The organism is Paragemmobacter straminiformis, from assembly GCF_014243445.1.
Lineage (GTDB): Bacteria > Pseudomonadota > Alphaproteobacteria > Rhodobacterales > Rhodobacteraceae > Paragemmobacter > Paragemmobacter straminiformis.
Genome location: NZ_JACLQD010000001.1, coordinates 272236 through 292668 on the forward strand (window position 1 = coordinate 272236; position 20433 = coordinate 292668).

The window sequence follows — 20433 nt, forward strand, 5'->3', positions numbered from 1 at the left end:
CAACCCGCGGCGCAACCGGAATTTGCGTCAAATTCCGGCGCGATTTCTGCGTCAGAAATCGCCCGGCAGGGCCGGATGCTCGAGGGGGGCGCCACTATCCCTTGCGCGGCGCAGTCGAACCCCCTAAACCCCCGTCAATTTGCGATTAGCACGAATCCACCACCCGCCGCATATCGCAGCGGGATGGCACATGCGGGACAGAGAAATGCCGAAAAGAACCGATATCTCCTCGATCATGATCATCGGCGCCGGTCCCATCGTCATCGGGCAAGCCTGCGAATTCGACTACTCGGGCGCACAGGCCTGCAAGGCCCTGCGCGAGGAAGGCTACCGCGTCATCCTCGTCAACTCGAACCCCGCGACGATCATGACCGATCCGGGTCTGGCCGACGCCACCTACATCGAACCGATCACCCCCGAGGTCGTCGCCAAGATCATCGAGAAAGAGCGCCCCGACGCGCTTTTGCCCACGATGGGCGGGCAGACCGGCCTGAACACCGCGCTGGCCCTTGCCGACCTTGGCGTGCTGGACAAATTCGGGGTCGAGCTGATCGGGGCCAACCGTCAGGCCATCGAAATGGCCGAAGACCGCAAACTCTTCCGCGAGGCGATGGACCGCATCGGCCTCGAGAACCCCAAGGCGACCATCATCGCCGCCCCGAAACTCGCCAGCGGCAAATACGACATCGCCGCCGGCATCCGCGAGGCGATCGAGGCGCTGGAATACGTGGGCCTGCCCGCCATCATCCGCCCCGCCTTCACCCTTGGCGGCACCGGCGGCGGCGTGGCCTACAACCGCGACGATTACGAAGCCATCGTGCGCTCGGGGCTCGAAGCCTCGCCCATGGCGCAGGTGCTGATCGACGAATCCCTCCTCGGCTGGAAGGAATTCGAGATGGAGGTGGTGCGCGACCGCAAGGACAACGCCATCATTGTCTGCGCCATCGAGAACATCGACCCGATGGGCGTGCATACCGGCGACAGCATCACCGTGGCCCCGGCCCTGACGCTGACCGACAAAGAATACCAGATCATGCGCAACGGCTCGATTGCCGTGCTGCGCGAGATCGGCGTGGAAACCGGCGGCTCAAACGTGCAATGGGCGATCAACCCCGTCGACGGCCGCATGGTCGTGATCGAGATGAACCCGCGCGTGTCGCGCTCCTCGGCGCTGGCCTCCAAGGCCACGGGCTTCCCGATCGCCAAGATCGCGGCCAAACTTGCCGTCGGCTACACGCTGGACGAACTCGACAACGACATCACCAAGGTCACGCCCGCCTCGTTCGAGCCGTCCATCGACTATGTCGTGACCAAGATCCCGCGCTTCGCCTTCGAGAAATTCCCCGGCTCCGAACCGAACCTGACCACCGCGATGAAATCGGTGGGCGAGGTCATGGCCATCGGCCGCACCATCCACGAATCCCTGCAAAAAGCCCTCGCCTCGCTCGAAACCGGCCTTTCCGGCTTTGACGAGATCGCCATTGCCGGCGTTTCCGCCTCGGGCGCGCCCGACAAGGCCGCCGTCATCAAGGCGCTGTCCCAGCAAACCCCCGACCGGCTTCGCACCATCGCCCAAGCCATGCGCCACGGCCTTTCGGATGACGAGATCCAGGCCGCCACCGCCTTCGATCCGTGGTTCCTGTCGCGCATCCGCGAAATCATCGACATCGAGGCCGAGGTCCGCAAATCCGGCCTGCCGCTCGACGCGGCCGGCATCCGCCGCCTCAAGATGTACGGCTTCACCGACGCCCGCCTTGCCAAACTCACCGGACGGGACGAGGCGCAGGTCCGCCGCGCCCGCCGCAACCTTGGCGTGACGGCCGTGTTCAAGCGCATCGACACCTGCGCCGCCGAATTCGAGGCCCAGACCCCCTATATGTATTCCACCTACGAATCCCCCGTCATGGGCGATGTGGAATGCGAGGCGCGCCCCTCGAACGCCAAGAAGGTCGTCATCCTCGGCGGTGGCCCGAACCGCATCGGACAGGGGATCGAATTCGACTATTGCTGCGTCCACGCCTGCTACGCCCTGACGGCGGCGGGCTACGAGACCATCATGGTCAACTGCAACCCCGAGACGGTCTCGACCGACTACGACACCTCGGACCGGCTTTACTTCGAGCCGCTCACCCTTGAACATGTGCTGGAAATCCTGCGCGTCGAACAGGACAACGGCACGCTGCACGGTGTGATCGTGCAATTCGGCGGCCAGACACCGCTGAAACTGGCGCAGGCCCTTGCGAACGAGGGCATCCCGATCCTTGGCACCACGCCCGATGCCATCGACCTTGCCGAAGACCGCGAACGCTTTCAGGGCCTGCTGCAATCGCTCGGCCTGAAACAGCCGCACAACGGCACCGCCCGTTCCCGCGACGAGGCCTTCGCCGTGGCCAAGGACGTCGGCTACCCGCTGGTGATCCGCCCCTCCTTCGTCCTCGGCGGCCGCGCGATGGAGATCGTCCGCTCCGACGAACAGCTCGAGCGTTACATCACCACCGCCGTGCAGGTCTCGGGTGACAGCCCCGTGCTGCTCGACAGCTATCTGTCGGGCGCGATCGAGGTCGATGTCGACGCGCTTTGCGACGGCACCGACGTCCATGTCGCGGGCATCATGGAACATATCGAGGAAGCGGGCGTCCATTCGGGCGACAGCGCCTGCTGCCTGCCGCCGCACTCGCTTTCGGCCGAAACCATCGCCGAATTGAAGCGCCAGACGGTCATCATGGCCAAGGCGCTGAACGTCGTGGGCCTGATGAACGTGCAATTCGCCATCAAGGACGGCACGATCTACGTCCTCGAGGTGAACCCCCGCGCCTCGCGCACCGTGCCTTTCGTGGCGAAAGCGACCGACAGCGCCATCGCCTCCATCGCGGCGCGGCTTATGGCGGGCGAGAAGCTGGCGAACTTCCCGCTTCGCGCCGCCTATCCCGCAGGCGTCGGCCCCGACAGCCCGCTGCCCCTTGCCGATCCGAACACCCTTGCCGACCCGATCACCCCGTGGTTCAGCGTCAAGGAAGCCGTCCTGCCCTTTGCCCGCTTCCCCGGCGTCGACCCGCTGCTTGGCCCCGAGATGCGCTCGACGGGCGAGGTGATGGGCTGGGACCGCAGCTTCGCTCTCGCCTTCCTCAAGGCGCAGATGGGCGCGGGCACCATGCTGCCCGAAACGGGCCGCGTCTTCCTGTCGGTCAAGGACATGGACAAGACCGAGGCGCTGGCCAATGCCGCCCGCGACCTTCTGTCGATGGGCTTCGAGATCGTCGCCACCAAAGGCACCGGCGACTGGCTCAAATCCCAGGGCATCAAGGCCGAGGCCGTGAACAAGGTCTACGAGGGCCGCCCGAACATCGTCGACCGGCTGAAGAACAGCGACATCGCGCTGGTCCTGAACACGACCGAGGGCACGCAGGCCATCAGCGACAGCCGCGACATCCGCCGCGTGGCCCTGATGGACAAGATCCCCTACTTCACCACCGCCGCAGCCTCGATCGCCGCCGTCGCCGCGATGAAGGCACGGGGCGAAGGCTACGGGGTGCGCACGCTTCAGGGCTGACAGCCCCGCGCAGGCGGCACATGGCGCGGGGGGCTTTCCGCCCCCCACGGCTCGCAAGGGCGAGCCTCCCCCCGAGGATATTTGGGCGAGCATGAAAGCAGCCCCGACACGGGCTTCGCGCGGGGCCATCGGGCAGGGCAAGGCGGGTCGCCGCTGTCCGGCCTGCTTGCGTTAGGCCACCCCTTGCAGGCCAGCCCTTGCCGGCCAGCGCAGGCGGCACCGCAGAAGGACAGGTCCGCATTACGCGGGCGGCACGGGGCGGCCTCGCCTATCCCTCCTCCAGACGCCGCAAGCGCCGCGCTTCCTCGGCCCGCGCGGCCTCTTCCGCCGCCACCGCCTCGGGCCTCGGCCCGCCGCCTTCCAGCGCGCGCACCAGCGCCCCCCAGACCGGCCGCTCTCCGGCGAATTGCCCTTGGGCGCGCAGGAACCACGGGTCGGTCTCGCCCCCCCTGACCACACCCGCAAGACGCGCATGCATGAACGAGCGCAGCACCTCGTTCATGCGCGGCCCATGCCCCGGCCCCATCGACTTGAAAAAGCGCACCACATCCTCGTCGATGCCCACGGTCATCCGCACCTTGGCCTTGGGGTGGCGGCGCGAAGCGATCTCGTGCCATTCCTCGGGCACGCGGCTTGTCGCCTCGATCGTGTGGTGCAGGTCCCATTCCAGCCGCCGCATCGCATCGGCCATATAGTGGTAATGCTCGGCCCGGCGGCCCTTGAGCTTTTTCAGATCGACCATCCCGCCCCCGCTTCTGCCCGCTGGAAAGCCTGCCATCACAAGGTGAAGACGGCCTTAAGCCAGCGTTTCGCGCCTCTGCATGGCCTGTGCATCCACGCCCCTTTGCAAAGCATTGCTTGACAGACGGGCCGAAAACCCCCATCTGCCCCTCACGCCCGCCCTCCGCTGCCGCGTGAGCAGCCCCCTGATGGGGAGACCGACCGGGCCAAAGGTTCCCACCTTCACGCAGGGGTTCCGCGCGATTTGCCTCGCGCCCGACCTGCAACCGGCCGCAGATCTGTGGCCCCCTTGGCCCATGAAGCATGGGCAGGAAAGACATATATATGACCACCTTCGCCGAACTCGGCCTTTCGACCAAGCTTCTGAAAGCCTTGGAGAAAACCAACCTCAAGGAACCGACGCCCATTCAGGCGCAGTCCATCCCCCATATCATGAAGGGTCGCGACCTGATGGGTCTGGCCCAGACCGGAACGGGCAAGACCGCCGCCTTCGGCCTGCCGCTTCTGCACCGCATCCTCGACATCGGCCACCCCCCGGCCCCGCGCACCGTGCGCGCCCTGATCCTTGCGCCCACGCGCGAGCTGGTCACGCAAATCCATGACAACCTTACCGTTTTCACCAAAGGCACCCCCGCCAAGGTGATCATGGTCGTGGGCGGCGCCTCGCTGAACCGTCAGGCGATGAACCTCGCCCGCGGTGCCGATGTGCTTGTGGCCACCCCCGGCCGCCTGATCGACCTGCTGGAACGCGGCGACGTCGACCTGCAAGCCACCGGCTATCTGGTGCTGGACGAGGCCGACCACATGCTCGACATGGGCTTCATCCACGCGCTGCGCCGCATCGCCAAGCATATTCCGGTCAAGCGCCAGACCCTGCTCTTTTCGGCCACCATGCCGAAGGACATCGAGGAAATCGCCGACACCTACCTGCGCGACCCGATCCGCGTTCAGGTCGCCCCTCCGGGCAAGCCGATCGAAAAGATCGTGCAGGGCGTCCATTTCATTCCCAACGGCGACAAAGCGCGGCTTTTGGAGGAATACCTCAAAAAGCACCCGACCGAACAGGCGCTGGTCTTTGGCCGCACCAAGCATGGCTCTGAAAAGCTTGCCAAATTGCTGGCGGCATGGGGCTTCAAGGTCGGCTCCATCCACGGCAACAAAAGCCAGAACCAGCGCGACCGCACCCTGACCGAATTCCGCACGGGCGAGCTTGACGTTCTGGTCGCAACCGACGTGGCCGCCCGTGGCATCGACATTCCGGGTGTCCGCCACGTCTACAACTTCGACCTGCCCAACGTGCCGGAAAACTACGTCCACCGCATCGGCCGCACCGCCCGCGCAGGGGCCGAAGGCACCGCCGTGGCCTTCTGCGCGCCGGCCGAGATGGACGAACTCCGTGCCGTGGAAAAGGTGATGAAAAAGGCGATTCCGGTGATCGGCGGCGCGCCGTGGTCGGCGGAAATGGTCGCAGCCGCCCCCAAGCCCGGCCAGAACCGCGGCCAGCGCCCCGCAGGCGGCCGCCCCGGCCAGTCCAAGGCGCAGGGTCAGGCGCAGAAATCCTTCGCCCCGCGCGGCGATGGCAAACCGCAGGGCAAGCCGCAAGGCAAACCCCAGGGCGCCAAACCCGCCCGCCCGATGGGCGGCGGCCAAAGCCCCAGCCGCCCCGCAAGCGGTGCCAAGCACAGCCGTCCGCAGCAAAACCGCCGCCCGGCCTGACACCCAGGCCTGATACCCCGGCCAAAGGCGAAGCTGCAATTGCTTCACCCTTGCCGAAATACTCTCGGGGGGCGCGGGGGGCAGACAGCCCTCTGTTCCCCGCTTTCGGCCCTTCCACGGCTGGCGTCGATGCGCTAATCCGCCGCCATGGCAAAGCTCTACTTCCATTATTCGACCATGAACGCGGGCAAATCGACCCTGCTGCTTCAGGCCGCGCATAACTATCGCGAAGGCGGCATGGCGACCTATCTGGTCACCGCGCAATTCGACAACCGCGCAGGACAGGGCCGCATCGCAAGCCGCATCGGCATCGGCGAGGATGCCGACACCTTCGCCGCGACCGACGACATGTTCGCCAAGATCGCGGCCCGCCTCGCCCTCGGCCCCGTCGCCTGCGTCTTCATCGACGAGGCGCAATTCCTGTCCAAGGAGCAGGTCTGGCAACTTGCCCGCGCGGTCGACGATCTGAAGACCCCCGTCATGTGCTACGGCCTGCGCGTCGACTTCCAGGGCAACCTTTTCCCAGGATCGGCCGCCCTCTTGGCATGGGCCGACGAAATGCGCGAGGTCCGCACCATCTGCCACTGCGGCAAGAAGGCGACCATGGTCATCCGTCGCGGCCCCGACGGGCGGGCGCTGACAGCGGGCGAGCAGGTGGTGATCGGAGGCAACGAGACCTATGTCAGCCTCTGCCGCAAACACTGGCGCGAGGCGGTCGGCGACTGACCGGATTCCTTCGAAGGAAGGCGCAAAAATCTTTGAAGATTTTTGCCTGTCCTGACAGGTGGCACCGCCTGACCTTGGGGAAAGGGGGGCCGTCTGCCCCCCTCGCCGCGGGGCGGCTCACCCCCCGAGGATATTTTCGCTTGTGTGAAAGCGCGAAGGCGAAAGGGCCTCAGGCCGCCGCCGCCTCGCGTCCCTGCAGGGCGATCATCGACCCTGCGGCGACGATCAGCGCCATGCCGACCACCGCAAGCGGCGCGAGCCCCGTGCCCCAAAGCATCCATGTCCAGAAGGCCGAAGCGGGCAGGATCACATATTCCAGCACGCTTGCTTTCGAGGCATCGGTGATCTGGTAGGCGCGGATCATCATGACCACGCCGACAAGCGACCCCGACGCCTGCACGAAGGTCCAGAAATAGAAGACACCTCCGGGCCAGACCGGCCCGCGTTGCAGGAAGCCCGCGGTGCCTTCGGGCACGGCCAGCGGCATCACCGCCAGCACCGCCATCCCGATGGCGCCAAGCACGCCCAGCGCCACGAAGAAGCCGGCGACCAGCGTCGCTGCACTTTCCTCGGCGCACCATTCCCGCGTGGCGATATTGCCCATCGCATACATCGCCCCCGCCAGCACCGGCAGCACCGCAGGCAGCGACGCCCCCGCCATCGCCTCGGGCCCGAGGACAAGGATCACCCCCGCAAAGCCCAGCACCACGGCCAGCACCTGCACCGGTCCGATCTTCTGCCCATAGACAAAGCGCGAGATCAGCAGAACCCAGATGGGCGCCGAGAACAGCCCCGCCGCCACCAGCGCCACGTCAAGAAAGGCGAGCGCCCCGAAATAGATCAGCATCGCAAGGCCATGAATCGCCGACCGCGCCGCCACCCCGCCCCAACGGACGGGCCGCACGCGGAAGCCCGCCGCATAGGAGGCAATTGCCAAAAGGACCATCGCCATGCAGGTCCGCGTAAAGTGGAACTGCCACAGCCCGACCTCGGACGCGATCACCTTGACGTAATTGTCGGTGAATCCGATCACCATCGCATAGACGAGGATCAGTCCGGCGGCGGCCAGCGTTCTGTCGGGTTTCGTCATCATCACGCCTTCTTGCAACTCTCGCATCTGACGAGAACCCTGCTAACCTTGTGCCTGCACGTCTGAAAGCGACATGGGCGCGGTTTGCTTGGGAGGTATTGGAAATGGGTTGGCTGGCCGATGAAACGGGTCTGGAAAAATGCGCGGCAAACTACACGCCGCTGACGCCGCTCTCGTTTCTGAAACGCGCGGCGGACATCCACGCGGACCGCACCGCCGTGGTGTGGAAATCGACGCGCCTCAGCTATGCCGACTATGCCGAACAGGTCTCGCGCATGGCCTCGGCCCTTGGCCGCCACGGCATCGCGGCGGGCGATGTGGTGGCCACGCTCATCCCCAACATCCCCCCGCAGGCGGTGGCGCATTTCGGGGTGCCTGCGGCGGGCGCGATCCTGAACACGATCAACACCCGCCTCGATGCCGATACCGTGGCCTATATCTTCGGTCATGCGGGGGCCAAGATCGTGCTCTGCGACACGGCCTTCCTGCCGCTGGCGCAAGAGGCGATCAAGCGCATGGAAGGCCCGGCCCCGCAGATCGTCGAGGTGGTGGACCACGGCTTTACCGCCTCGGGGCAATACCTGACCTATGACGCGCTTCTGGCGCAGGGCGACCCTGCGGCGGATTGGGTGATGCCCGGGGATGAATGGGAATCCATCGCCATAAACTACACCTCGGGCACCACGGGGCGGCCCAAGGGCGTGGTCTACCACCATCGCGGGGCGTATTTGTCGGCCACGGCCAATATCCTGTCCTGGCGCATGGTGCTGCACCCCGTCTATCTGACCATCGTGCCGCTGTTCCATTGCAACGGCTGGACCCACACATGGATGACGCCAATCCTTGCCGGAACCCTTGTCTGCTGCCGCGACATCACGGCCAAAGCCATCTATGACGCCATCGCGGATGAAGGCGTCACGCATTTCGGCGGTGCGCCCATCGTGCTGAACACCGTGATCAACGCCCCCGAGGCCGACCGCCGCCCCTTTGACCATATCGTCGAGGTCTTTACCGCAGGCGCCCCCCCGCCCGCCGCCACCCTTGCAGCCTTCGAGCCCTTGGGCTTCAACGTGACGCAGGTCTACGGCCTGACCGAAACCTACGGCCCCGCCACCGAATGCACATGGCGGCCCGAATGGGACAGCGCGACCAAGGACGACCGCGCCGCCTACAAGGCCCGCACCGGCGTCGCCATGCCCATGCTGGAAGGGGCCGAGGTGCATGACACGAACGGCAATCCCGTTCCCCGCGACGGCCAGCACCTTGGCGAAATCGCCATGCGCGGCAACATGGTGATGAAGGGCTATTACAAGAACCCCAAGGCCACAGCCGAGGCGTTCAAGGGCGGCTGGTTCCGTTCCGGCGACATCGCCTTCCAGCACCCCGACGGCTATATCAAGATCACCGACCGCGCCAAGGACATCATCATTTCCGGCGGCGAGAACGTGAGTTCCGTCGAAGTCGAAGGCGCGCTCATGCACCACCCTGCCGTCAGCCTTTGCGCCGTGGTCGCCAAGCCTGACGCGAAGTGGGGCGAGGTGCCCTGCGCCTTTGTCGAGCTGAAAGCGGGGGCGATAGCAACCGAGGCCGAGCTGATCGCCCATTGCCGCGCGCGGCTTGCGGGCTTCAAGACCCCGAAGCATATCGTCTTTGCCGAACTGCCCAAGACCTCGACCGGCAAGATCCAGAAATTCGAACTGCGCGCCGTGGCGAAACTGATGGATTCGGCCTGAAAATCGGCGATACAGCCTGCCTTGGCAAAGGGTTCTGTAATGAGTGCTTCCTTGTGGCGACGTCTGCGCTGCGGTATCGTTTCAACATCTCTTAACGAAGCGTCAGGCCCACCGCCCCGCATGACCGCCCTCGCAAAATACCAGAGGCTGGAAAGCCCCGGCCTTTGGCGTGACGCGCCCGATGCCCAGCGGCGCGAGGTGATCGTCGCCTTCCGCGATGCCACGCTTGTGCTGACCGATCCGCGCACCGAACGGCCCGTCACGCATTGGTCGCTGCCCGCGCTGATCCGCCAGAACCCCGGCCTGCTTCCGGCGCTTTATGCCCCCGGTCCGGATGCCGACGAGACGCTGGAAATCGACGATGCCGACATGATCGGCGCGCTCGAGACCGTGCTGGGCGTGGTCCGGCGCAAGACACCGCGTCCGGGGCGGCTGCGGGGCACCCTGCTTGGCGCGGCGACTCTGGCGATCCTTGCCGTGGGGGTGGTTTTCGTTCCCGACGCGCTGCTGCGGCACACGGCCGGCATGTTGCCCTTTGTCACCCGCGCAGCCATCGGTCAGGCGGCGCTGGCCGATGTGATCCGCCTGACGGGTAAACCCTGCACCTCGCCGCTGGGCGACCGTGCGCTGTCGCTTCTGTCCGAACGGCTGTTCGGCGGGGCGGGCACCACGCTTCTGGTCATGCGGCAGGGGGTGAACGGCGCGGTGCATCTGCCCGGCAACATCGTGCTTCTCGGCCGCGACACGCTTCAGGCCCCGCTGCCCGAAGCGCCCGCAGGCTACGCCCTTGCCGAGGCCACGGCCGCCGCCACCGCCGACCCGATGCTGCCGATCCTTGGCCATGCGGGGCTGTCCGCGACGGTCCGGCTGCTCACCACGGGGGCGCTGCCCGATACGGCGCTTGCGGGCTACGGCGAGGTGCTGCTCAAATCGCCACCCGTGCCGCTGCCGGCCGAAGCCCTGCTTGCCGCGTTCCAGAAAGCCGCCGTATCCTCGGCCCCCTATGCCTATGCCCTTGATCCAAGCGGAGAATCCACCCTGTCGCTGATCGAGGCCGACCCCTATCGCGGCGGCAGCCCCCGCGCGCTGCTCAACGCCGCCGATTGGGACAGCCTGCGGGCGATCTGCGACGCGACATGAAAAAGCCCCCCGTTGATCGGGGGGCTGTCACCATGAACGCGCCGTCCTGCCCGACGATCTCACCTATCTGACAAAAGCATCTCCGAAGCCCGAGGCCCGCGCGATCTGCAACGCTGCGGCAAGGTCGCCCCCCGAGGCGAAGGGGCCTGCCATCACCACCGTCATCCCGCGCGACCGGCCTTGCGCCACGGGCAGACCCGCCGAAGCAAGCCGCGCCACGGCACCCGCCGCATTGGCAGGCACGCCGAAGCTGCCGACCTGCACGAAACGGCCCGCAACCGCCACGGGTGCCGATTTGGACGAGAGCGAAAGCCCGCCACCCTGATCGCCGCCGCCCTCATAGCCGCCCGTCATCGCCGCCCGCGCTGCCATACGCCGCGCGCGGGGGGTATCCCCCACCAGCTTGGCCGGAACCTTGCGCGTCCAGACCTGATCCTGCATCGCCTGCCCCTGCGCGGTGCCAACGCCGCGCAACGGGTTCAGGCGGTCATCCTTCCATGCCGCCGTATAGCCTTGGGGCGCGGCCACCGTGGCCGAGGCCACGCGCAGATCACGCACCGCGCGCCCCTGCGCCGAAGGCTGACCCAAGGCCGCCGATGCGGCACGCACCGGCGCGTCGGCCGACCCCTCCCCAAGCGGGCCTTCCCCAAGCGGCCCCCCCTCGAAGGCGGCACCGACTCCGCCACCGGCAAAGGTGGGCGACCGCAACCCGCGCAACTGCCCGTCACCGGGGGCGCAGACCAGCACCGTTCCGCCATTGGTCAGCGGCAGACGCTTCAGCGACGGGGCCGAGGCCGGGCAGCTCACCCGTCCCGCCGATGCCGCGACCGAAGCCCCCGGCGCCACCGTGACCATCAGGGCCGATGCCGGACGCGGCGCGGCCAAGGGTGCGGCCGCCTGCACCATCGGCGCGGGCATCGCGGTCGGGATCGGCTTGCCGACCCGTGCGGGCGGCGGCACATAGCTCGATTCGGGAACAGCCTCGGCCATGCGCTGCGGCTGGCGCAGCGGGGCCGGTTCGGGCGCGGGGGTCGCCTGCGCGACAGCGACGCTGCCCTTGCCGCCAAAGGTGGGCGGATAGCCGCACAGGACCTTGCGGTTCGAACCGACGCGCGGCACCCAGTTGATATTGCCGCCCAGCCCCGCCCTCAGGAAGACGCAGCCGCGGCTGTCGATATATTGCATCCCCGTGAATCCGGCGGGCGGAAGCTCTTTCGGCCCCCCCACCTGCGACACGGTCTGGGCTTGGGCAAAGGGTGCCCCCAGAACGGCGGCCAGTGCGGCCACCGTTACAAACTTGATAAACATGAACTACCCCCAAGTAGCGTAGGGGAAATCATGCGATATCGACAGGCCCGAGTAAAGCGAAAGCTGGCTTATTTTGTGCCGAACATGCGGTCACCCGCATCCCCTAGTCCCGGAACAATATATCCATGGTCATTCAGATGCCGGTCTACCGCCGCTGTGACGATGGGCACATCGGGATGCGCCTCTTTCATCCGCGCAACCCCCTCGGGTGCGGCCAGAAGGCACAGGAACCGGATGTTCTTCGCCCCCTTCGACTTGATCAGGTCGATCGCCGCCACGCTGGAATTGCCCGTGGCAAGCATCGGATCGACCACGATGGTCACGCGGTCCTCAAGCTGCTCGGGCAGTTTGCAGTAATATTGCACCGGTTGCAGCGTCTCGGGGTCGCGATACAGCCCCACGAACCCGACCCGCGCCGCCGGAATCAGCTCGAGTATCCCGTCGAGCAATCCGTTGCCCGCCCGCAGGATCGACACCAGCGCCAGTTTCTTGCCCTCGATCATCGGGGCGTCCATCTCTTCCAGCGGTGTCTCGATGCGCTTGGTCGTCATCGGCAGCCCGCGCGTCACCTCGTAGGCAAGCAAAAGGCTGATCTCGCGCAACAACTGCCGGAACGAGGCGGTCGAAGTGTCCTTTTCCCGCATCAGGGTCAGCTTGTGCTGCACCAGCGGGTGCGAAACGACGGTCAGATGGTCCAGCATGGCACGCCCCTATAGCTTCTTGGCAATCCTCTCGCGGGTATCGGCGTCACAAAAGGCGGCGTCAAGCGAGGCGCGCGCGATCCCCTCGAAAACCCCTTCGTCCCAGTCGAAGGCGCGGTTCAGCATCTCGTATTCCCGCGCCATCGTGGTGTGAAAGAACGGCGGATCGTCGGTCGAGACCGTCACCTTGACCCCGCGCTCGTAAAGCTGGCTGATCGGATGCTTGCGCCAGCCGTCATAAATGCCCAGCGCGATGTTCGATCCGGGACAGACTTCGAGAACGATGCCCGCTTCCGCGATTTCATCGACCAGCGCCAGGTCCTCGATGGCCCGCACCCCGTGCCCGATGCGCTCGACGCCCAGATCGCGGATCGCATCGCGCACCGAGTCGGGTCCGCCCCATTCGCCCGCATGGGCAGTCAGCCGCAAACCCGCCTCGCGGGCGCAGTCGAATGACCAACGGAAGTCCTTGGGCGCACCGATCTTCTCATCCCCCGCGATGCCGAACCCGACGATCCAGTCCCCCGCCGTTTCCGCCGCACAGCGCGCCGTCTCGCGCGCCTTGTCGGGGCCGAAATGCCGGATGCAGGTGATGATGCCGCGCAGGGTGATGCCGAAATCGCGCTCGGCCTTGTCGCCCGCCTCGCGGATGGCGTGCAGGTATTCGCGCCATGCCCCCACATCCCGCCCTCCGCAGAAATCGGGCGACAGGAAGGTTTCGGAATAGACAACGCCGCTTGCGGCACTTTCCTCAAGCACCGCAAGCGTCAGGCGGTGGTAATCCTCGGGCTTGACCAGCACGCTTGTCGCCGCCTCGTAGACCTTCAGGAAATCCCAGAAGTCCTTGTATTTGTAGTGCCCCCCGGCATCGAAGATGCCGCCGATATCGCGTTTTTTCTCTTTCGCCAGTCCGGCGATGAAAGCGGGCGGGGCCGCCCCTTCCAGATGCAGGTGCAGTTCCACCTTGGGCAAAGAGGCAACGCTCACAGGAAACTCCTCCCCTTCTCGATCCGCAGGCCCAGATGGGCCGCAACGCTTGCCCCCACATCGACAAAGTCGCACAGCCCGATCTCGCCCGCCCCGACACCCGCGCAGACGACAGGCACCCGCTCGCGCGTGTGTTCCGTGCCGCGCCACGTCGGATCATTGCCGTGATCGGCGGTAAAGATCGCCAGATCCCCCGCCCGCAACCGCGCCAGAAACCCGCCCAGACGGGCATCGAACCATTCAAGCTGCCGCGCATAGCCCGACACATCGCGCCGGTGTCCGAAATTGCTGTCGAATTCGACAAAGTTGGCAAAGGTCAAGGAACCTTCCTCGGCCACATCGACCAAGCGGTCGAGATGTTCGAAAAGGGCAGCATCATCCTTGCCCTTCCACAGCGTGCTGATCCCGCGATGGCTGAAGATGTCGCCGATCTTGCCGATGGCATGGGTCGCCCGCCCCGCCCCCGCGACCACATCGAGCAAAGTCGGCGCAGGCGGCGGAATCGCGAAATCGCGCCGGTTTCCCGTGCGGTGGAAATCGCCCTCCGTCCCGACAAAGGGCCGCGCGATCGCCCGCCCCACCTTCATCGCATGCAGGCGCGGCGCGATATCGGCGCAAAGCTTCACCAACCGCTCCAGCCCGAACACCTCTTCATGCGCGGCGATCTGAAAGACCGAATCCGCGCTCGTGTAGCAGATGGGCCAGCCCGTCCGCAGATGCTGCGCGCCGAACCGGTCGATGATCTCGGTCCCCGAGGCATGGCAATTGCCAAGAATCCCGCTCACCCCTGCCAAGCGGCAGACCTCGGCCACCAGATCGGCGGGAAAGGCCGGAACCCTGTCGGGAAAATAGGTCCAGTCCCACGGCACCGGCACCCCCGCCAGCTCCCAATGGCCCGACGGCGTGTCCTTGCCGCGCGACACCTCGGTCGCAGCCCCCCAGCGCCCCTTGGGCACCGCCGCCAGCCGTGGCGCGGCGGCACCTGTGGCAAGCCGGATCGCCGCACCCAGCCCCAGCGCGTCGAGGTTCGGCATCCGCAGCGGCCCCGACCGCCCCTCCTCGGCCCGCCCCGCCGCACATTCGGCAGCGATATGGCCCAGCGTGTTCGCGCCTTCGTCGCCAAAGGCCGCCGCATCCGGCGCGCCGCCGCAGCCCACGGAATCCATCACAACCAGAAAGGCCCGCATCACTGCACCCGCTTCAAGACAAGGGGCGGCTCGTCGGGTTCCGACGTTCCGATCCGGTAGGCCGCCCTGACGGCCGCCACGGCCCGATCCGCCGCCGCCTCGTCCGCCGCATGCACCATGCACAGCGGCACACCCCGCGCCACCCCCTCGCCCAGTCCGGCAAGGTCCGACAACCCGACCGAAGGGTTCACGCGATCCCCCTCGCGCAGACGGCCGCCGCCCAGATGGACCACCGCCTCGCCCAGCGCCCGCCCGTCGATGGCGACGACGAAACCGTCGCTCTCGCAATCGACCTCGCGCATGACGGGGGCCGAAGGCAGGCGGTCCGGCCAGCGGTCGACGAAATCGGCAGGGCCGCCCTGTGCCGCAACCATGCGGCCGAAATATTCCGCCGCCTGCCCGCTTTCCAGCGCGTCGATGATGCGCCCGGCCCCGTCCTCGGCATCGGCGGCAAGCCCGCCCAGCGCCAGCGCCTCGCCCCCCAAGGCCGCGGTCAGATCCCACAGCGCCGCGTTGATGCTGGTGCCCGTCAGCGTCTCCATCACCTCGATCACCTCCAGCGCATTGCCCGCCGCCGTGGCAAGCGGCTGGCTCATATCGGTGATCAGCGCGCTGGTCATGCACCCCGCCCCCTGCGCGGTGGACACCAGCGCCCGCGCCAGGGCCTCGGCCTTCTCGAGCGTATCCATGAAGGCGCCCGAGCCGCATTTCACATCGAGCACCAGCGCCTCGAGCCCCGCCGACAGCTTCTTGGACAGGATCGACGCGGTGATGAGGTCGATGCTCTCGACCGTCGAGGTGACGTCGCGTATCGCATAAAGCCGCTTGTCCGCAGGCGCGATCTCGGCATTGGCGGCCACGATGGCGCAACGCACCTCGACCATCTGCGCGCGCAGCTGCGCCTCGCCCAGCCCCACGCGGAACCCGGGGATGGATTCGAGCTTGTCGAGCGTCCCCCCCGTATGCCCGAGGCCCCGCCCCGAGATCATCGGCACATAGGCCCCGCAGGCGGCCAGCGCGGGGGCAAGCAGCAGCGACACGCAATCCCCGATGCCGCCCGTGGAATGCTTGTCCACCACGGGACCGTTCAGGTCCCATTCCAGCACCTTGCCGGAATCGCGCATCCCCTTGGTCAGGGCCACGCGCCCCTCCTCGCCCAGACCCTTCAGCAGCACCGCCATCGCAAAGGCGCCGGCCTGGGCATCGGTCACCGTGCCATCGGCCAATCCGGCGGCGAACCAGCGCAATTCCTCGGCCGAAGGCTTGGCCCCGTCGCGCAGCCCCGCGATGATCGCCCGCGCGTCCACCTCAGGTCCGGTCCATATGGGCGGCGGTAAAGACACCGGGCAGCAGATCGGCCACGGTCATCACCTTCTGCTTGCCATCGGTGGTGCACAGGGTCACCCGCACGTCCTGCGCGGCGAATTCCGCGATCTTCTGCCGGCAGCCGCCACAGGGCGGCACCGGATCGGGGCTGTCGGCGATCACGCAGACCTCGGCGATCCGCGTCTCTCCGGCGGCAATCATCGCGGCAATCGCCCCCGCCTCGGCGCAGGTGCCTTCGGGATAGGCGACATTCTCGACATTGCAGCCCACATGCACCTCGCCCCCGACCCCGCGGATCGCCGCCCCGACCTTGAAGCGCGAATAGGGTGCATAGGCGCGGTCGCGAACGGCGGTGGCAGCGGCAAGCAGCGTCATGGTCTCGTCCTTCCAGCAATTTCCGTCAATTTGCGACCGCTGCCCCCCATATGCAAGGCGCGCGAATTTTCTGCGAAAATTCAGGGGGGCTTTCCGCCCCCCTCGCGGCGCGGCCGCTCACCCCCCGAGGATATTTGGGGCAAGAGGAAGGGGCCAAGGGCTTTCCCTTTCATCCTTGTCCAAATACTCGCGGGGGGAGAAGCCTGCCGGTTCAACGAACCGTCAGGCGCGGGGGGGCGGCAGCCCCCCTGAATTTTCGCAGAAAATCCGTCAGACCGCCGTGGTCGGGGGATTGCCCGGCAAGGTCACCTCGAGCAGTTCCAGATCGGCCGAGGGCTGCGCGTATCGCGTGGCCATTCCCGGCGGGATGACGAAGGCATCGCCCCGCGACAGGGTGAAGGGCTCCTTGCCCTCGCCTTCCAGCACCATCGTGCCGCCCATGACAAAGGTGAAAAGAATATCCCCCCCGTGTTTCGTCCAGACCGTCTCTGCGCCGTCGGGCCGCGCCACCATGACCGAGGCGACGCCCCTGGTGTTGGCATGGATCGTCGTATCCCGCGCCACGAATCCGGGCAGGCGGAAGGGTTTGAACGCGCCCTTAGCCCCGACATCGTAGACGAAGCGCTGCCCCTGCCATTCGCGCTCGGGGCGCAGATGCGGGGTAGGCAGGGTCATCTCGTGGTCGATCTCGGTGACATGTTCGGCCGGAACGCCGATCTCGATCACCTCGATCCCGTCACTGGCATGCAGCACGCGGTGGCGGATTTCGGGCGGCTGGATGAAGCAATCCCCCGCCGTCAGCCGGATCGGGGCGCCCTGATCCTCATAGACCACATCGACCCAGCCGTTGATGCAGAAGATGAGCTGGAACCCCACCTTGTGGAAATGCACCATGTCGGGCACCGGCCCGCCGTCGGGGATGCGGATATGGCTTGCGATCATCGCCCCGCCAAGGCGCGAGGGGACAAGGTCGCGGTACTGCATCCCCGCCCGCCCGATCACCCAGGGCGCCTGATCCGCCAGCCGCCGCACGACAAAGGCATGTTCCGTCGCCGGCAGCACCATCGGCGGGTTCGCCTCGTCGATCTCGACCCGCGTGCCGTTCGGGGCCACCAGCACCCGCGCGCCGTCTGCAAAGGTGTCGGGGTCGTCGGTCAGGATGCGGATCGTCCCCGCAGGCTCTGCCGCGCCCTTCTGGATGCGGATGCGCAGGCCATGCCCCGACAGCACCGCCACCTCGGGGTTGTCGGCGGGGTAGATCATGTCCAGCCGGAAGCCGAGCGTCTTGGTCCAGAACGGCAGATCGTCGCGCAGTTCGGCCGTCGGCAGGCGGATTTCGGCACGGGTTTCGGTCTTTTTTTCCAGCATGGCGCGTCTCCGGTTTTGCGGGCCAAGATGATGCGGCAGAAGGGGTATTTGCAAGCCACCCCGAAAACTCTTATTCGGGAAGCGGGACTTGACGCCCGGCGTGACAGCGGAAAAACTCGTTTAACGTTAAACAATATCCGGAGACGGCAGCGATGGATGACGGAAAGCCGACAAGCGCACGGCAGGCGGCGCTGGATTACCACGAATTCCCGAAGCCCGGGAAACTCGAGATCCGCGCCACCAAGCCGCTTGCCAACGGACGCGACCTGTCCCGCGCCTATTCCCCCGGCGTCGCCGAAGCCTGCCTCGAGATCAAGGCCGACCCCGCCACCGCCTCGCGCTACACAAGCCGCGGCAACCTTGTCGCCGTGGTGACGAACGGCACTGCCGTCCTCGGCCTTGGCAACATCGGCGCGCTGGCCTCCAAGCCGGTGATGGAGGGCAAAGCCGTCCTCTTCAAGAAATTCGCCAATATCGACTGCTTCGACATCGAGCTGAACGAACCCGACCCCGAAAAGCTGGCCGCCATCGTCTGCGCCCTCGAACCCACCTTCGGCGCGATCAACCTCGAAGACATCAAGGCGCCCGACTGTTTCATCGTCGAGAAGCTCTGCCGCGAGCGGATGAACATTCCCGTCTTTCACGACGACCAGCACGGCACCGCCATCGTCGTGGGGGCTGCCGCCACCAACGCGCTGATCGTCGCGGGCAAAAGGTTCGAGGATATCAAGGTCGTCTCCACCGGCGGCGGGGCTGCGGGCATCGCCTGCCTCAACATGCTGCTGAAACTGGGCGTGAAGCGCGAGAATGTCTGGCTTTGCGACCTTGCGGGCCTTGTCTACGAAGGCCGCAACGAACAGATGACCGCGCAGAAAGAGGAATATGCGCAAAAGACCGACCTGCGCAGCCTCGATCAGGTGATCGACGGCGCCGACCTCTTCCTCGGCCTCTCCGGCCCCGGCGTCCTCACCCCCGCGATGGTGGCCAGAATGGCCAAGCGCCCCATCGTCTTTGCCCTTGCCAACCCCTCGCCCGAAATCCTGCCCGACGATGTCCGCTCGGTCGCGCCCGATGCGATCATCGCCACGGGGCGGTCGGATTTTCCCAATCAGGTCAACAACGTCCTCTGCTTTCCCTTCATCTTCCGTGGCGCGCTCGACGTGGGGGCCACGGTCATCAACAAGCAGATGGAACTGGCCTGCATCGAAGGCATCGCGGCCCTTGCCCGCGCCACCACCAGCGCCGAGGCCGCCGCTGCCTATTCGGGCGAGAAGCTCTCGTTCGGGGCCGATTATCTGATCCCGAAACCCTTCGACCCGCGCCTGATCGGCGTGGTCGCCACCGCTGTCGCCCGCGCCGCGATGGAAACCGGCGTCGCCACCCGCCCCATCGCGGATATCGAGGCCTACAAACGCCAGCTTGACGGGTCGGTCTTCAAATCGGCCATGATCATGCGCCCCGTGTTCGAGGCGTCGAAAGTCAGCGCCCGCCGCATCGTCTTTGCCGAGGGCGAGGACGAGCGCGTCCTGCGCGCGGCCCATGCGATGATGGAGGAGACCAACGACGTCCCGATCCTGATCGGCCGTCCCGAAGTGGTCGAGATGCGCTGCGAACGGGCGGGCCTGCCGATCCGTCCGGGCGTCGACATCCACCTTGTGAACCCCGAGAACGACCCGCGCTACCGCGATTACTGGGGCACCTATCACGAGCTTATGGCCCGCCGCGGCGTGACGCCCGACATCGCCCGCGCCGTGATGCGCACCAACTCCACCGCCATCGGCGCGATCATGGTCCATCGGGGCGAGGCCGACAGCATGATCTGCGGCACCTTCGGCCAGTATCTCTGGCACCTTGGCTATGTGCGGCAGGTCCTTGCCCGTGGCGGCCTGCACCCCGTGGGGGCGCTGTCGCTGATGATCCTCGAGGATGGCCCGCTTTTCGTGGCCGACACGCAGGTCCACCCCGAACCCACCCCGCAGCAGATCATGGAAACCGTGATGGGCGCCGCCCGCCACGTGCGCCGCTTCGGGCTTGAACCGAAGATCGCGCTTTGCACGCAAAGCCAGTTCGGCAACATGGAGAACGCCGCCGCCCTGCGGATGCGCGCCGCGCTCGAACTGCTCGACGCGCGCGAACCCGACTTCTGCTACGAGGGCGAGATGAACGTGGACTCGGCACTCGACCAGCAGCTGCGCGACCGTCTCTTGCCGCACAGCCGGATGGAGGGGGCGGCCAACGTCCTCGTCTTCGCCTCGACCGATGCGGCGGCGGCCACGCGCAACATCCTCAAGATGAAGGCGAACGGGCTCGAGGTCGGGCCGATCCTGATGGGCATGGGCAACAAGGCGCATATCGTGACGCCCTCGATCACCGCGCGCGGTCTTCTGAACATCTCGGCGCTGGCCGGAACGCCGGTGACGCATTACGGCTGAGCGGGCGCTTCACCACCAAAAGAGCGACCGCTTATCTTAAGTCACCCCGCAGC

The 20433-nt window shown here is 66.5% G+C and carries 15 protein-coding genes; 6 read left to right on the forward strand and 9 right to left on the reverse strand.

What is annotated here, in order from left to right; genetic code table 11:
• Positions 1-205 precede the first annotated feature (205 nt).
• A complete protein-coding gene (carB, locus tag H7F16_RS01220; RefSeq protein WP_185795735.1) occupies positions 206-3550 on the forward strand; it encodes a carbamoyl-phosphate synthase large subunit in 3345 nt (1114 codons plus the stop codon).
• 268 nt (positions 3551-3818) lie between these two features.
• Here the strand turns inward: carB and H7F16_RS01225 are convergent, their stop codons facing one another.
• Positions 3819-4292 (reverse strand): BrnA antitoxin family protein, encoded by a 474-nt coding sequence (locus H7F16_RS01225; protein WP_185795736.1) that lies wholly within the window; start codon positions 4290-4292, stop codon positions 3819-3821.
• Positions 4293-4615: 323 nt separating this feature from the next.
• Between H7F16_RS01225 and H7F16_RS01230 the strand changes: the two genes are divergently transcribed.
• Together H7F16_RS01230 and H7F16_RS01235 are read left to right on the forward strand one after the other, a co-directional pair.
• On the forward strand, positions 4616-6007 hold the full coding sequence (locus H7F16_RS01230; RefSeq protein ID WP_185795737.1) for a DEAD/DEAH box helicase: 1392 nt from the start codon (positions 4616-4618) through the stop codon (positions 6005-6007).
• Positions 6008-6154: 147 nt separating this feature from the next.
• Positions 6155-6733, forward strand: coding sequence for a thymidine kinase (locus tag H7F16_RS01235; RefSeq protein WP_185795738.1), 579 nt, complete (start codon positions 6155-6157; stop codon positions 6731-6733).
• Between the two features lie 169 nt (positions 6734-6902).
• Here the strand turns inward: H7F16_RS01235 and H7F16_RS01240 are convergent, their stop codons facing one another.
• Positions 6903-7823: a DMT family transporter gene (locus tag H7F16_RS01240; protein ID WP_185796593.1), complete on the reverse strand. Its 921-nt coding sequence runs from the start codon at positions 7821-7823 to the stop codon at positions 6903-6905.
• Positions 7824-7927: 104 nt separating this feature from the next.
• On the opposite strand from H7F16_RS01240, the gene H7F16_RS01245 reads away from it, so the two are divergent.
• Positions 7928-9556 carry an AMP-binding protein gene (locus tag H7F16_RS01245; protein ID WP_185795739.1) on the forward strand — a complete coding sequence of 543 codons (1629 nt, stop codon included), beginning with the start codon at positions 7928-7930 and terminating at the stop codon, positions 9554-9556.
• 120 nt (positions 9557-9676) lie between these two features.
• Complete coding sequence (locus H7F16_RS01250) at positions 9677-10696, forward strand: hypothetical protein (protein ID WP_185795740.1); 1020 nt, start codon at positions 9677-9679, stop codon at positions 10694-10696.
• A gap of 63 nt (positions 10697-10759) precedes the next feature.
• Here H7F16_RS01250 and H7F16_RS01255 read toward each other — a convergent pair whose 3' ends face one another.
• From H7F16_RS01255 to H7F16_RS01285, 7 genes are all read right to left on the reverse strand, one after another.
• Positions 10760-12004 carry an SPOR domain-containing protein gene (locus H7F16_RS01255; protein ID WP_185795741.1) on the reverse strand — a complete coding sequence of 415 codons (1245 nt, stop codon included), beginning with the start codon at positions 12002-12004 and terminating at the stop codon, positions 10760-10762.
• 68 nt (positions 12005-12072) lie between these two features.
• Positions 12073-12705, reverse strand: a complete 633-nt coding sequence (gene upp / locus H7F16_RS01260) for a uracil phosphoribosyltransferase (protein ID WP_185795742.1) — start codon at positions 12703-12705, stop codon at positions 12073-12075.
• Positions 12706-12714: 9 nt separating this feature from the next.
• Positions 12715-13692, reverse strand: a complete 978-nt coding sequence (locus H7F16_RS01265; protein WP_185795743.1) for an adenosine deaminase — start codon at positions 13690-13692, stop codon at positions 12715-12717.
• On the reverse strand, positions 13689-14882 hold the full coding sequence (locus tag H7F16_RS01270; RefSeq protein ID WP_185795744.1) for a phosphopentomutase: 1194 nt from the start codon (positions 14880-14882) through the stop codon (positions 13689-13691). Before H7F16_RS01270 ends, H7F16_RS01265 begins: the two co-directional genes overlap by 4 nt.
• Positions 14879-16186, reverse strand: a complete 1308-nt coding sequence (locus tag H7F16_RS01275) for a thymidine phosphorylase (protein WP_185795745.1) — start codon at positions 16184-16186, stop codon at positions 14879-14881. The genes H7F16_RS01270 and H7F16_RS01275 overlap by 4 nt, the downstream gene beginning before the upstream one ends.
• Before the next feature lies 1 nt (position 16187).
• Positions 16188-16580: a cytidine deaminase gene (locus tag H7F16_RS01280; RefSeq protein WP_185795746.1), complete on the reverse strand. Its 393-nt coding sequence runs from the start codon at positions 16578-16580 to the stop codon at positions 16188-16190.
• A gap of 270 nt (positions 16581-16850) precedes the next feature.
• Complete coding sequence (locus H7F16_RS01285; protein WP_185795747.1) at positions 16851-17948, reverse strand: cupin domain-containing protein; 1098 nt, start codon at positions 17946-17948, stop codon at positions 16851-16853.
• A gap of 152 nt (positions 17949-18100) precedes the next feature.
• Between H7F16_RS01285 and H7F16_RS01290 the strand changes: the two genes are divergently transcribed.
• Positions 18101-20380, forward strand: a complete 2280-nt coding sequence (locus tag H7F16_RS01290) for an NADP-dependent malic enzyme (RefSeq protein WP_185795748.1) — start codon at positions 18101-18103, stop codon at positions 20378-20380.
• Positions 20381-20433 lie beyond the last annotated feature (53 nt).